We start from the raw sequence: 13,291 nt of genomic DNA, 5'->3' as shown, positions 1-13,291 counted from the left end.
CGATGCTCTCCGCGACGTCCGTGATCGCAATCCACGGGAGACAGGCATCGGTGCCGGGACGCAGAGGACGCCGGCAAAGCCGGCGCCCGCGTTCGAGGTTTACTTCGCCTGGCCGACGCTCGGCGCCTTGCCGAGCTCCTTGGCCATGTCGAGATGGTGCTTGAGCGCCGGCAGAGTCTTGCCGGCCCAATCCTTCAGCGTGGAATTGTCGCCGCCCTTGGCGTAGCGCTCGAACAGCGACACGGCATCCTCATGGGCGCTCACCTGATAGGAATTGTAGTCCGAGCTGAAGTCCTTGCCATTCGCACTCTTGAGCTTGTCGAGCTTGCTCTGGTGCGAGCTGTCGAGCGCCGTCGGCAGGGTCGCCTGCACCTTGCCGTCACCGACGAGGCCCTTGAGCTCGGTGCTGGTCTTGGTGTGGTCGGTCACCATCTGTTGCGCGAAGCTCTTCTCCTGCGCGTTGCCCTTTTGCGTGGCAAGCTTGCTCGACTCGATCTCGAACATGTCGCTGATGGCGACCTGCTTGACGAAGTCGGCAGTCGTTGGCGCGACACCGAGCGCCGAATTGACGCCGGTCTTCTCGCCCAGCGACTGGGCGATCGCGGGCCCGGCGACAAGCACGCAGGCAAGGGCGATGATGGTACGTTTCATGGTTCGGTCCCTCCGTGGGCGCGCGGCCTCTTGCCGCGTGGTGTTGCGCCGATCAACACGTCGCATGCACCGAGGTTCCTAACGACTAATCCGTCGGATTCCGCCCGGTGCGCGGATTGATGGGATCGGTCGGTTTGCGTCGAAGCCGCTCGGGCAGAAACGGCTCGGCGGGGGCGGCCGTGGCGTCGGCACGCACATCGGCATGGTGCTGCGCGCGCTCGTGCGGAGTCCTGTTGTCGTTGAAATGGTATTTCACGTCGACGCCATCGACGGGATCGTTGACGCCGTGCTGGATGTCGCGAAAGTCGCTCATGGTTGACCTCATTGCTTTCCGGGCAGGATCGTTTCGAGCACCTGCCGCGCTGCTCCCTTGATCATCCCGCTTTCGTTCGAATCGCCCTTCAAGAGGGCGAGCGAGAAGTTCTTGGCCTGCTGAAGCGTGATATGCGGCGGCAGCGGCGGCACTTCGGGATCGGTCTTCACCTCCAGCACGACGGGCATCTCGCTTCCCAGCGCCTGCTCCCAGGCCGAGCCGAGCAGCTGCGGGCTGTCGACGAAGATGCCGCGCAGGCCGATGAGCTCGGCGAAGCGTGAATAGGAGACGTCGGGAATTTGCTGCGAGGCTTCGAATTTGGGATCGCCGTTGATGATGCGCTGCTCCCAGGTCACCTGGTTGAGGTCCTCGTTGTTGAAGACGCAGACGATGAAGCGCGGATCGCGCCAGGAGCGCCAGTATTTCGCGGCGGTGATCAGTTCGGCCATGTTGTTCATCTGCATCGCGCCGTCGCCGACGAGGGCGATCACCGGACGGTCCGGATGGGCGTACTTCGCGGCGAGCGCATAGGGCACCGCGGCGCCCATCGAGGCGAGGCCGCCGGAGAGCGAGGCGATCATACCACGCCGCATCTTCAGGTCGCGGGCGAACCAGTTGGCGCAGGAGCCGGAATCGCTGGTGATGATCGCACGGTCGGGCAGGCGCGGCGACAATTCCCAGGCGACGAGCTGCGGATTGACCGGCGCTGCCGGCTGATGTGCCCGGCCATCCAGCGTTTTCCACCATGTCGTGACGTCGTCTTCGATACCCTGGCGCCAGGCGCCGTCGCTCTTGGGTTTCAGCCGCGGCAACAGAGCGCGCAGCGTCTCGGCGGCGTCGCCCACGAGGCCGACCTCCATGGGAAAGCGGATCGACATCATGCCGGCGTCGATGTCGATCTGCACGCCGCGCGCTGCGCCTTCCTTCGGCAGGAACTCGGCGTAGGGGAAGGCGGAGCCGACCATCAGCAGCGTGTCGCATTCCATCATCATGTTGTAGCTGGGCTCGGTGCCGAGCAGGCCGATCGAGCCGGTGACCCACGGCAGGTCGTCGGGCAGCGCTGCCTTGCCGAGCAGCGCCTTGGCGCAGCCGGCCGAGAGGCGGTCAGCGACGGCGATCACCTCGTCGGTTGCGCCAAGCGCGCCGGCGCCGACGAGCATCGCGACCTTCTTGCCGGCATTCAGCACTTCCGCGGCGCGATCGAGATCGGCCTCACGCGGCATGATGCTGGGCGCGCTATAACCAATGCCGGAATGCAGCGTGCCGTGTGCACGTGGCGGGCTCTCGAAAGCTTCTTCCTGCAGGTCGTTGGGCAGGATGATCACGGTCGGGGTCCGCCGCGCCAGCGCGATCCGCACGGCTCGGTCGATCAGGTGTCGCACTTGCGCAGGCGAGGATGCCTGCATGACGTAGGCGCCGGCGACGTCCTTGAACATCGAGAGAAGGTCGAGCTCCTGCTGATAGTGTCCGCCGAGAGCGTTGCGGGCCTGCTGGCCGACAATCGCCAGCACCGGCTGGTGATCGAGCAGCGCATCGTAGAGCCCGGTGATGAGATGCGAGGCACCTGGGCCCGAGGTCGCGATGCAGACGCCGAGCTGCCCTGAGAATTTTGCGTAGGCGCTGGCCATGAATGCCGCCATCTCCTCGTGCCGCGCCTGCACGAAGCCGATCTCTTCTGCCTTGCCTTGGGCCCGGCTCATCGCGCCGAACACGCCGTTGATGCCGTCGCCGGGATAGCCGAAGATGTGTCGCACGCCCCATTGATGCAGACGCTGGACGATGAAGTCGGAGACGGTCTGGGACATCGCGCGTGGCTCTCGGTTGTGCGTGAAGTTCAGAGAACGGCTCCTTCCCTGCGATGTTCCTGGCCCGCTTCCGGGAACATCTGCGCCGGAACGATCGCTTGCTCATCCGGTTGATTCATATTGGCTGAGTGGAGGATTAAGATGCTGAATCAAGGCGAGCTGGGCCGCAGCGAGATGGGACGGCTGATCGGCAGCGACAAGGTCGAGGGAACGTCGGTCTACGGCGCCGACCGCAACCGGATTGGTTCGATCGAACGCGTGATGATCGACAAGGTCAGCGGCAGGGTGTCTTACGCCGTGCTCGGCTTCGGCGGATTCCTGGGCCTCGGCAACGACCACTATCCGTTGCCCTGGCAGTCGCTGAAATACGACACGGAGCTTGGCGGGTATGTCACCGGCATCACCACCAAGGAACTGGAAGGGGCCCCGAAATATGGCGAACGAAGCGATTGGAACTGGGGTGATGACGCAGCTGTGCGCGGCATCAACTCCTATTACGGTGTTCCCTTCGCTTGACGTTCCCGGAAAGGGAGATCGATGAGCAAGGAACGGCCCAACGACGATCCCCGGCAGCAGAACGACTGGGGTTCGCATCGGCAGACGGACAAGCCCTGGAAGGGCAATCCGGAAAAGGAGCAGGGAGCGGACGAGGAGAAGCCCGATCTCGAGAAATGGCACGAGACGAAGACGCACTGAGACAGGCGGGTTTCCCGTGAGACGTCAGAGACAGCGCGGCACGCAACTGTGCCGCGCTTCCTTTTTGAGCAGGCATTCACGAATGGCGGCGGGCCTCTCGCGATGCGGAACCATGCTTCGGTGCTGCGGTTAGGCTCGCGGCGGGCGAGGCGGCTCGTTGCCACCTGCCGCCGGTTGAGTCCCGAGAAAGGTGTTGGCCGTGGATGCTCAAACCCGGGAGCGTGGGCCGTCCGCGGAGCAACCGCAGAGGGCGAAGGAAGCGCCAAGAACGCCTCCCGATCATACAAGCGAGACCAGTCAGCCGGCGAAGGCGCCGTCGCTGCGAGACCGGCTTCGTCAGCATTGGCTGCTGGCAACCGCCGGCGCCTTCGTGCTGATCGCCGCGCTCGTTGGCGGTCTGCTCTATTGGCTCGAGGCGCGCCACTATGAATCCACCGACGATGCTTTCGTCGCCGCGCGCAGCTTTTCGGTGGCCTCGAAAGTCGGCGGCTACGTGACCGACATCCCGGTGACGGACAACCAGCACGTCAGTGCGGGCGATCTCCTCGCCAGGATCGACGAGCGCGACTACCGTATCGCCATCGATCAGGCCAATGCGCAAGTCGCCAGCGCCAAGGCGAACGTCGCCAACGTCGAGGCGCAGATCGATTCGCAGCAGGAGCAGATCAAGCAGGCCCAGGCACAGCTCGAACAGGCGCAGGCTCAGCTGCAGTTCTCGCAAGAGGAGTTCAAGCGCGCCGAGGATCTCGTCGAGAAGGGGGCCGGCACCGTGCAGCGCCAGCAGCAGACCCGTTCCGACCTTCAGGCCCAGCAGGCCAATACCGAGCGCGCCAAGACCGCGGTGACGGCGGCGCAACTCGGCATCAAGACGCTGCAAGCCCAGCTCGAAGGCGCCAAGGCGCAGCTTGAGCAGTCGCAGGCGCAGCTCGATCAAGCCAAGCTGAACTTGCAGTACACCAACGTCGTCGCGGCGCAATCGGGCCGTGTCGTCAAGCTCTCGGGCGCCAAGGGCACCTTCGTCACGGCGGGACAGAGCCTGATGATGTTCGTGCCCGACGAGGTCTGGATCGTCGCCAACTACAAGGAGACGCAGCTGAACGACATGCGTCCGGGCCAGCCGGTCGAGATCCGCATCGATGCCTATCCCGGCCGCAAGCTCACCGGCCATGTCGATTCCGTGCAGCCGGGCTCCGGCACCGCGTTCAGCCTGCTGCCGGCGGAGAACGCGACCGGCAACTACGTCAAGGTGGTGCAGCGCGTGCCGGTGAAGATCGTGGTCGACAACTGGCCGGCCGATCTGCCGGTCGGTCCCGGCATGTCGGTCGTGCCCTGGACCAGGGTGCGATGACGGACGCTGCGCAAGGCGGCGCATCCGCAGGCGGCTGGTCGCCGGAGCGCTCCGCGGCCGGCGGGCACAATCCCTATTTGATCGCCTTCGTGGTCTCGATCGCGACCTTCATGGAGGTGCTCGACACCACCATCGCCAATGTCGCGCTTCGCCACATCGCCGGCGGGCTCGCGGTCGGCATCGACGAGAGCACCTATGTCATCACCAGCTATCTCGTCGCCAACGCGATCGTGCTGTCGATCTCGGGCTGGCTGTCGACGGTGATCGGCCGCAAGCGCTTCTACATGATATGCGTCGCGATCTTCTCGATCGCATCGCTGCTGTGCGGCTTCGCCTGGAATCTGCAATCGCTGGTGCTGTTCCGCATCCTGCAGGGCCTCGGCGGCGGCGGCATGGCCACCAGCGAGCAGGCGATCCTCGCCGACTCCTTCCCGCCGCACAAGCGCGGCCAGGCTTTCGCCATCTACGGCGTCGCCGTCGTGGTCGCGCCGGTGATCGGTCCGACGCTGGGCGGCTGGATCACCGATACCTACAGCTGGCACTGGGTGTTCCTGATCAACGTGCCGATGGGGCTGCTCTCGCTGTTCCTGGTCGGTACGCTGGTCAAGGAGCCGTCGGGAGCGGAGGAGGAGAGGGAGAAGCTGCTGAGCAAGGGCCTGCGCGTCGACTATGTCGGCTTCCTGCTGGTCGCGATCGGGCTCGGCTCGCTCGAATTCGTCCTCGACGAGGGTCAGCGCAACGACTGGTTCGGGTCGAACATGATCGTCGTCTTCGCGGTGCTGGCCGCGGTCTCGCTTGTCGCGCTGATCCCGTGGGAGCTGACGCGGGAAGATCCGATCGTCGATCTTCGCTTGCTCGGCCGGCGCCAGTTCGCCGCCTGCTTCCTGGTGATGCTCGGCACGGGCGCGGTGCTGATCTCGACCACCCAGCTGCTGCCGCAACTGCTCCAGACCGAGCTGAACTACACGGCGATGCTGGCCGGCCTCGCGCTGTCGCCCGGCGGCATCGCGACCCTGGTGCTGATGCCGGTGGTCGGCCGCCTCGTCAGCACGGTGCAGCCGAAATATCTGATCATGTTCGGCGCTGCCATCGTCGCGTTCTCGATGTGGCATCTCACCGGGCTCACCGGCGACATCACCTATAGCTATGCGGCGCTGTCGCGCATCTTCCTCGCGCTGGGCCTGCCATTCCTGTTTCTGCCGGTGACGACCGCGTCATATGACGGCGTTCCGCCTGACAAGACCAACCAGGCCTCTGCGCTGATCAACGTCGCCCGCAACATCGGCGGATCCATGGGCGTCGCGCTGGCGCAGACGGTTCTGGCGCAGCGCCAGCAATTCCACCAGAGCCGACTGATCGAGCACGCCGCGCCATCCGACCTCGGCTATCAGCAGACCATCGACGCGATGACGCGCTACTTCCAGGCGCAAGGGTCGAACGCGAGCGATGCCGCGTCACAGGCGCTCGCCTGGGTCGGCCGCACCTTGCAGCAGCAGGTTGATTTGCTCGCCTATATCGACGTGTTCTGGACGCTGGCGATCATTGCGGTGCTGATGATCCCCACGGCGGCGGTGCTGCGGCCGATCAAGCTGGGCGCGCCGGCGCGGGGACATTGAGAGTATGCACTGTGGCTTGGTCTTACCGCGATTGACGCTGTCTCCCCGTCACCCTGAGATGGCCGCTTCTTCAGCGGCCCTCGAAGGCGACGGCCCGGCTCGCAGCTGGGCCGTACATCCTTCGAGGCTCACCTAGCGGCGCGCCGCGCCGCTAGGATCGCACCTCAGGATGACGGGACTTGCAACCAGACTTGGTGTCTCGACTCACCTCCTCGGCTCCTTTGGCCCGCTCCCTCGGAGAGAAATGGTGACCGCGGCGCAAAAGTCCGGCTAGACTGAACCCAACCTGAGCAAATTCCGGGAGGCGAATTAAGTGAAGACCGCGATCACCGAGCTGTTCGGCATCGAGCACCCCATCATCCAGGGCGGCATGCATTTCGTCGGCTTTGCCGAGCTGGCCGCTGCCGTCTCCAATGCCGGCGGGCTCGGCATCATCACCGGCCTCACGCAGAAGACGCCGGAATTGCTCGCCAAGGAAATCGCGCGCTGCCGCGACATGACCGACAAGCCGTTCGGCGTGAACCTCACCTTCCTGCCGACCTTCGCGGCGCCGCCCTATTCGGAATACATCGCGGCCATCGTCGAGGGCGGCATCAAGGCGGTGGAGACGGCGGGCCGCAGCCCCGAACAATACATGCCGGCGCTGAAGGCGGCGGGCATCAAGGTCATCCACAAATGCACCTCGGTGCGTCACTCACTCAAGGCCGAGCGGATCGGCTGCGACGCCGTCAGCGTCGACGGCTTCGAGTGCGGCGGTCATCCCGGCGAGGATGACATTCCCAACATGATCCTGCTGCCGCGCGCGGCGGAGGAACTGAAGATCCCGTTCGTTGCCTCCGGCGGCATGGCCGACGGGCGCAGCCTCGTCGCGGCATTGTCGCTGGGCGCGGCCGGCATGAACATGGGCACGCGCTTCATCGCCACCAAGGAAGCGCCGGTGCATCAGAACGTGAAGAACGCTCTGGTCGCGGCGACCGAGCTCGACACCCGCCTGATCATGCGGAGCCTGCGCAACACCGAACGCGTGCTGAGGAACGCCAATGTCGATCGCCTCATCGAGATCGAGCGCGAGAAGGGCGACAAGCTGAAGATCGACGACATTCACGACCAGGTCGCGGGCGTCTATCCCAGGATCATGCTGGAGGGACAGATGGACGCCGGCGCCTGGAGCTGCGGCATGGTCGCAGGGTTGATCCATGACATCCCCTCCTGCAAGGAACTCGTCGATCGCATCATGAGCGAGGCGGAACAGATCATCCGCAGCCGTCTGATGGGGTTCCTGGATGGGACGGGGGCGACGCGAAAGGTCGCCTGACACCGCCAAACTTCTTAACCACGGCGGCAAATGGACGCTGGAATCGCGCGCGAGGCCTCCTAAATAAGGATAAAATACCTTCAAAATCAATTTCAGGAGGCATCCGTGGTCCTGAAAAGCGTTTCTTTTGCAGTTGCCGTTGCCCTCGTGATCGCATGGGGTGGCTTCGCGCGCGCTGACGACTACAAGCCTGATGAATATCTCGGTCTCGACCTTTCGAAGGCCGTTCTGTCGCCGAAACGGCTCGGGCCCGAGACCCAATTCGCGCCGGTTGCACTCGAGGCGAAGGGTGGCAACGAGGCGCAGGCCCGCGCCGAGCCGGTCGACGTGCCGAAGAAGGTTGCCGCTGAGCGCGTCCGTGTAGCCGAGCCGAAGGTCGCGCACGGCAAGCCGGCGCAGCCGCGCGGTGGAGCCCGCGCCAAGCTCGCGCATCGCCGCAGCAATCCGCTTGATGCACAGGCGAGAGATACCCGCATCCAGACCTGGCCCTGTCGTTCCGGCGGCATCTGCAACTGGCAGCGCTAGACGCTTCGTTTCTTCTACGCCTCTCCCCGCCTGCGGGGCTATCTCGCCCCGTCATCCGCGCGTCGCAAAACCGTAGGCGCGGAGTCAAGAAACCGTAAGGGTAGGAGTCAAGGAGCGCAGGCACCTTCCGTCGCGATTCGACGAAGGTTTCCTGAATGGCAACGCTCCGCGCTTCGCGCGCATGGACCCGGCGGCAATTCCTGGTCCGCTCGACCTCCAGCCTCGCCGTCGCCTCGCTCGGCACGCTCTCAATGCCGCACCTCAGCCGCGCCGCCGACCGGCCGCAGATCGCGGGCGGTATTCAGTCCGGCGATGTTTCTGGCGACTCCGCCGTGATCTGGGCGCGCGCCGACCGGCCCGCGCGGATGCAGGTGGAATGCTCGACCGTCGAGAGCTTCAAGACCATCATTGCGTCAGCTTCGCGCGACGCTCTGCTTGATGCGGATTTCACCGCAAAGCTGCTGCTGAACGATCTGCCGCCCGGCCAGGATATCTTCTACCGCGTGCGCTTCGACGACGTCGCGACCGGCATTGCCGGCGAAAGCCGCATCGGCCATTTCCGCACCGCGCCGTCCGCTGGCCGCTCGATCTCGTTCCTGTGGTCCGGGGATGTCGCGGGGCAGGGCTGGGGCATCGACATTTCGCGCGGCGGCTATCGCAGCTATCGCACCATGCTCGACAACCGCCCGGATTTCTTCATCCACTCCGGCGATCACATTTACGCCGACTGCACGGTCCCTTCCGAGCAGAAGCTGCCGAACGGCGAGATCTGGCGCAACCTCGTGACCGAGGAAAAGTCCGAGGTCGCGCACACGCTGGCGCAGTTTCGCGGCAATTACAAATACAACCATCTCGACGAGAACTTTCGCGCCTTTCACGCCGAGGTGCCGATGTTCGCGCAGTGGGACGACCACGAGGTCACCAACGACTGGTCGCCGGCCTGCAGCCACGACGAGGCCGGCTATGAGGACGACGGCACCCCGCGCCTGATTGCGCGCGCCCGCCGCGCCTTCTTCGACTTCATGCCGATCCGCGATATCGGCGCAGAGCAAGGCCGGGTCTATCGCAAGATCGCCTACGGCCCGCTGCTCGACGTCTTCATGATCGACATGCGCAGCTATCGCGACGACAGCTGGAACAAGGGCGGCGATCACCGCGGCTGGATCTTGGGTGCCGAGCAGCTCGCCTGGCTGAAGCGCGAGCTTGCGGCCTCGCGCGCAACCTGGAAGGTGATTGCGGCTGATCTTCCGATCGGCCTGATCAGTCTCGACGCCGTCGCGCTCGGCGATGGGCCGCCCGACCGGCGCGAGCACGAGATCGCCGACCTTCTGGCCTCCATCAAGCGCGCCGGCGTGCGCAATATCGTCTGGCTCACCGCCGATATGCACTACACCGCCGCGCATTATTACGATCCCGGCAAGGCGCAGTTTCAAGACTTCGAGCCATTCTGGGAGTTCGTTTCCGGCCCGCTACACGCCGGCACCTGGGGCCCGGGTGAGCTCGACGACACCTTTGGTCCGGTCCCGATGTACCAGAACGGCTGCAGTGCGGCGCAGGGCGAGAATTTGGCGCCGTGTTTCGGACTGCAATTCTTCGGCCGCGTCGACATCGACGGCGCCAGCGGCGTGATGACCGTGACCTTGAAGGACGTCGACAATCGCGACCTCTGGTCGGTCGACATCGTGCCGCAATCGCAGATCCGCCCGGCCGTGGTGGCGCAGCATTCGTGAGGGGCGATACGCTGTGCGCGGGTCCGGCCATGACGAAGGATAGGCATGGCGCGCCGCTAACCCGATCTTGATTGGCCGCGCTGCCCATGCCGGGCTATGCTGCTCGCTCCCGCCATCTCTTTTCCATCACCGAAGAGTCCGCCCACGCGGCAACGCCGCGTGCTTCCAGCGGGTTGAACGACGTCAGGAGCCTGTTCATGGACAATCTGAAGACCCAGGGCATCAGCATGCCCAAGCTCGGCCTCGGCACCTTCCGCCTGCAGGGCGATGCCTGCCGCGCCGCGGTCGAGAGCGCGCTGTCGATCGGCTATCGCCACATCGACACCGCCGAGATGTACGCCAACGAAGAACCCATCGGCGCTGCCCTTGCCGCGGCTCGCCTTCCGCGCGGCGAGCTGCACGTCACGACCAAGGTCTGGCATGAGAACCTCAGCCCCGACGCGATCCGGCGGGCCTTCGATGCCAGCCTGAACAAGCTCAGGCTCGATCATGTCGATCTCTATCTCGTGCACTGGCCGTCGAAGGCTGCGAACTGGGGTGCGGTGTTCGAGACCCTGATGAAGCTGAAGCAGGAGGGGCGTACGCGGGCGATTGGCGTTGCCAATTTTACCACGGCGCTGCTCAAGACCGTGGTTGAGGACATCAGGGCGCCGATCGCCTGCAACCAGATCGAATATCACGCCATGCTCGATCAATCGAAGGTGCTGGCCTATCTCGCCGCGAAGTCGATCCCGCTGGTGGCCTATTGCCCGCTCGCGCAAGGCCGCATCGCTTCGGAGCCGGTGCTGGCGGAGATCGGCGCCAGGCACAACGCGACCGCCGCGCAGGTGGCGCTGAAATGGCTGCTCGACCAGGACGGCGTCGCCGCGATTCCGAAGGCCTCGCGCCGGGAGAGCCAGCAGGCCAATCTCGATGCGCTGAAGATCACGCTCGACGATGCCGACCGCAACAAGATCGCGGCGCTGCCGAAGGACCGCCGCTGCGTCAATCCGGGCTTTGCGCCGGCTTGGGATTAGCTTCGTTTCAAACGCGCATGGCAGGCTCGTAGGGTGGGCAAAAGGCGCACTTGCGCCGTGCCCACCGCCTCTCGGCACTATGGAAGCGGTGGGCACGCTTCGCTTTGCCCACCCTACAAGACTGACGACACGCAAAAGAAATGGCCCCCGAGAGGGGCCATTTCCATGATGCGTCGCGCGTTAGTCCCAGTGGTGATGGCGATGGCTGCGCTTGATCACCACGACCTTGTCGCGATTGTGCCAGCCACGATGCCAACCATGGTCGCGATGGCCGCGGAATTCGGCGCGAGCGCCGTACGGCCCGTGATGATGGTGGTGGTAGCCGCCGCGCTTGATCACCACCGTCTCCGCGCTCGCCAGCGTCGGCGCCGCGATCACGAGCGCACCCAGGGCCGCAACCACATAACCAAGCTTCTTCATGATGTCCTCCTCCAATCGAATGCAAATCTAAACCGCGCATTCGCGCGAACGTTCCGGAGGAAACGCGGGAGAATTCTGAACAGCTGTTCAGGTGACTAATCGCAGCGTTGCTGCGCCGGCGTCGGCGCGCCTGTCGCGACGTACTTGCCGTCCCTGATCGTGTACTCGCCGCGCTCGCTGCGATTGTAGATCGCGCGCAGGCTGCCATCCTTCGCCAGCAGCAGCCCGAACTCACGCGCCTGGTGCAGCGAGGGGAAGTACACCATCACATTGAGCAGGCCCTCGGCGCCGACGGTGGCCGACACCACCTCGTTCTCGTCATTGGCCTCGCCGAAATTGCGCCGGTACATCACCCGGCCGTCCTTCCGGATTTCGTAAGTCAGGAGCGCGCCCTTGTCACGGTCGGGCCGGACGGCGCAATCGACCGCCCACGAGCCGAGCAGGCCCCATTGCTCGACCGTCGCGGTCAACGTCTCGGCACCTGCCGTGGAGGTGATCGCCGCCCACAGCATCGCAGCCGCGATCCAGCGGCTCAAACAACGCGTCATGTCCTGAAGAAACCCCGCCTCGAAGAATTCCAAAGTGTAGCATCCCGCCCGCTTCCGTCCATGGCTGCGGCCGATCGCTCGCGAATTTGATCCGCGTCAATGAGGCCGGTCTTTTCCGGGGTAGGATGGCGTTTCCCGAAGGCGAACCTGGATAGACCAATGCTGAATCAAGTCATGGATTTTGCGGGCGAAGTGCTGCCGGGGAGCTGTGCCGTGCCGCCCTATTCCGAGACCGCGTTTCTGACCGAGCTGGGCGATCGCTTGAGGTCCTCGCGCATGCGCTGCGACCTGTCGCGCCGCGAGCTGGCCCGCCGTTCCGGGATTTCCGAGCGCTATATCGCCCAGATCGAAGCCGGCAAGGGCAACGTCTCGATCGTCCTCTTGCTGCGGCTGGCCTCCGCGATCCACGGCAGCCAGCCACAGGCGGCTTGACGCTTCGAGGTGACCGCCATGGGGCAACTCGTACTCGCGGCCAAGGTCACCCACGTTCCATCGCTGATGCTGTCGGAGCTATCAGGCAGCCCGTTACGCGACGCGCGCAAAGCCGCCGTCGATTCGCTGCGCGAGCTCGGCCGGCGGGCGAAAGAGCGCGGCGTCACCTGCTTCGTGGTGTTCGACACCCACTGGCTCTCCAATTTCGGCTACCACATCAACGCCAATGCGCGGCATTGCGGCTCGTTCACGAGCCACGAGGCGCCGCAGATGATCCAGGATCTGCGTTACGATTTGCCGGGTGACACGCGCCTGGCCGAAGCCATCGCCGACAGGGCCGGGGACGCCGGCCTGAACGTGATCGCCCATCAGGTGGCCAGCCTCGGGCTCGAATACGGCACCGTCGTGCCGATGCACTACCTGAACCGGGACGGCTTCGCGAAGGTCGTCTCGGTCGCCTCGCCGCTCTTCACCTCTTTCGAGGAGAGCCGGATCCTCGGTGAAGCGACCCGGCGCGCGATCGACGAATCCGGTGAACGGGTCGCCATCCTCGCCAGCGGTTCGCTCTCGCACCGGCTCTGGCCGAACAAGAAGCTGGGCCCCGAGGCCTGGACCTCGGTCGCCAGCGAGTTCAACCGTCAGGTCGATTTGCGCGTGCTCGAGCTGTGGCAGAGCCGCCGCTACCGCGAATTCCTCGACATGCTTCCGGATTACGCCACCAAGTGCAACGGCGAAGGCGGCATGGCCGACACGATCATGCTGTTCGCCGCGCTCGGCTGGTACGACTATCGCGGCGCCGCCGAGCAGCTCTGCGACTATTTTCCGTCCTCCGGGAGCGGCCAAGTCAACGTGGAGTTTCACGTCGAGGCGTGAGGC

The 13,291-nt window shown here is 64.9% G+C and carries 15 protein-coding genes; 10 read left to right on the top strand and 5 right to left on the bottom strand.

All coding sequences use genetic code 11. The annotated features are described in order from the left end of the window. Nucleotides 1-99: 99 nt before the first annotated feature. The 3 genes from GGD66_RS30310 to GGD66_RS30300 all read right to left on the bottom strand — a co-directional run bounded on the left by GGD66_RS30310 (nucleotide 100) and on the right by GGD66_RS30300 (nucleotide 2,769). Nucleotides 100-651 carry a DUF4142 domain-containing protein gene (locus GGD66_RS30310; RefSeq protein WP_183260001.1) on the bottom strand — a complete coding sequence of 184 codons (552 nt, stop codon included), beginning with the start codon at nucleotides 649-651 and terminating at the stop codon, nucleotides 100-102. Between the two features lie 85 nt (nucleotides 652-736). Continuing rightward, complete coding sequence (locus GGD66_RS30305) at nucleotides 737-964, bottom strand: hypothetical protein (RefSeq protein WP_183260000.1); 228 nt, start codon at nucleotides 962-964, stop codon at nucleotides 737-739. 8 nt (nucleotides 965-972) lie between these two features. Continuing rightward, nucleotides 973-2,769 carry a thiamine pyrophosphate-requiring protein gene (locus GGD66_RS30300; protein WP_183259999.1) on the bottom strand — a complete coding sequence of 599 codons (1,797 nt, stop codon included), beginning with the start codon at nucleotides 2,767-2,769 and terminating at the stop codon, nucleotides 973-975. A 141-nt stretch (nucleotides 2,770-2,910) separates the two neighbouring features. Between GGD66_RS30300 and GGD66_RS30295 the strand changes: the two genes are divergently transcribed. The 8 genes from GGD66_RS30295 (at nucleotide 2,911) to GGD66_RS30260 (ending at nucleotide 11,015) form a co-directional block, all read left to right on the top strand. Further along, nucleotides 2,911-3,285, top strand: a complete 375-nt coding sequence (locus GGD66_RS30295) for a PRC-barrel domain-containing protein (RefSeq protein WP_028144036.1) — start codon at nucleotides 2,911-2,913, stop codon at nucleotides 3,283-3,285. Between the two features lie 21 nt (nucleotides 3,286-3,306). After that, on the top strand, nucleotides 3,307-3,465 hold the full coding sequence (locus GGD66_RS30290; protein WP_183259998.1) for a hypothetical protein: 159 nt from the start codon (nucleotides 3,307-3,309) through the stop codon (nucleotides 3,463-3,465). A gap of 199 nt (nucleotides 3,466-3,664) precedes the next feature. Continuing rightward, on the top strand, nucleotides 3,665-4,813 hold the full coding sequence (locus GGD66_RS30285; protein ID WP_183259997.1) for an HlyD family secretion protein: 1,149 nt from the start codon (nucleotides 3,665-3,667) through the stop codon (nucleotides 4,811-4,813). Then, nucleotides 4,810-6,429 (top strand): DHA2 family efflux MFS transporter permease subunit, encoded by a 1,620-nt coding sequence (locus GGD66_RS30280; protein ID WP_183259994.1) that lies wholly within the window; start codon nucleotides 4,810-4,812, stop codon nucleotides 6,427-6,429. The genes GGD66_RS30285 and GGD66_RS30280 overlap by 4 nt, the downstream gene beginning before the upstream one ends. A 313-nt stretch (nucleotides 6,430-6,742) precedes the next feature. Next, nucleotides 6,743-7,744 carry a nitronate monooxygenase family protein gene (locus GGD66_RS30275; protein WP_183259992.1) on the top strand — a complete coding sequence of 334 codons (1,002 nt, stop codon included), beginning with the start codon at nucleotides 6,743-6,745 and terminating at the stop codon, nucleotides 7,742-7,744. 105 nt (nucleotides 7,745-7,849) lie between these two features. Then, entirely contained in the window at nucleotides 7,850-8,269 is a 420-nt protein-coding gene (locus GGD66_RS30270; RefSeq protein ID WP_183259989.1) for a hypothetical protein, read from the top strand. A 155-nt stretch (nucleotides 8,270-8,424) separates the two neighbouring features. Beyond that, complete coding sequence (locus GGD66_RS30265) at nucleotides 8,425-9,999, top strand: alkaline phosphatase (RefSeq protein ID WP_183259987.1); 1,575 nt, start codon at nucleotides 8,425-8,427, stop codon at nucleotides 9,997-9,999. Between the two features lie 197 nt (nucleotides 10,000-10,196). Next, nucleotides 10,197-11,015, top strand: coding sequence for an aldo/keto reductase (locus GGD66_RS30260; protein WP_026202609.1), 819 nt, complete (start codon nucleotides 10,197-10,199; stop codon nucleotides 11,013-11,015). Nucleotides 11,016-11,195: 180 nt separating this feature from the next. On the opposite strand, the gene GGD66_RS30255 is transcribed toward GGD66_RS30260, so the two are convergent. Further along, on the bottom strand, nucleotides 11,196-11,435 hold the full coding sequence (locus GGD66_RS30255) for a hypothetical protein (protein ID WP_092262629.1): 240 nt from the start codon (nucleotides 11,433-11,435) through the stop codon (nucleotides 11,196-11,198). 95 nt (nucleotides 11,436-11,530) lie between these two features. Continuing rightward, nucleotides 11,531-11,983, bottom strand: coding sequence for a hypothetical protein (locus GGD66_RS30250; protein ID WP_177237516.1), 453 nt, complete (start codon nucleotides 11,981-11,983; stop codon nucleotides 11,531-11,533). A gap of 159 nt (nucleotides 11,984-12,142) precedes the next feature. Between GGD66_RS30250 and GGD66_RS30245 the strand changes: the two genes are divergently transcribed. Next, the gene (locus GGD66_RS30245) at nucleotides 12,143-12,415 is read left to right on the top strand and encodes a helix-turn-helix domain-containing protein (protein WP_026202606.1); all 273 of its coding nucleotides are present in this window, start codon (nucleotides 12,143-12,145) and stop codon (nucleotides 12,413-12,415) included. 18 nt (nucleotides 12,416-12,433) lie between these two features. Then, entirely contained in the window at nucleotides 12,434-13,288 is an 855-nt protein-coding gene (hpaD, locus tag GGD66_RS30240; RefSeq protein WP_183259985.1) for a 3,4-dihydroxyphenylacetate 2,3-dioxygenase, read from the top strand. Nucleotides 13,289-13,291: the final 3 nt, after the last annotated feature.

It is taken from the genome of Bradyrhizobium sp. CIR48 (assembly GCF_014198315.1).
Classification (GTDB): domain Bacteria; phylum Pseudomonadota; class Alphaproteobacteria; order Rhizobiales; family Xanthobacteraceae; genus Bradyrhizobium.
The sequence above is the reverse complement of the archived record's forward strand: the minus strand, read 5'-3'. Positions and strand labels throughout refer to the sequence as shown.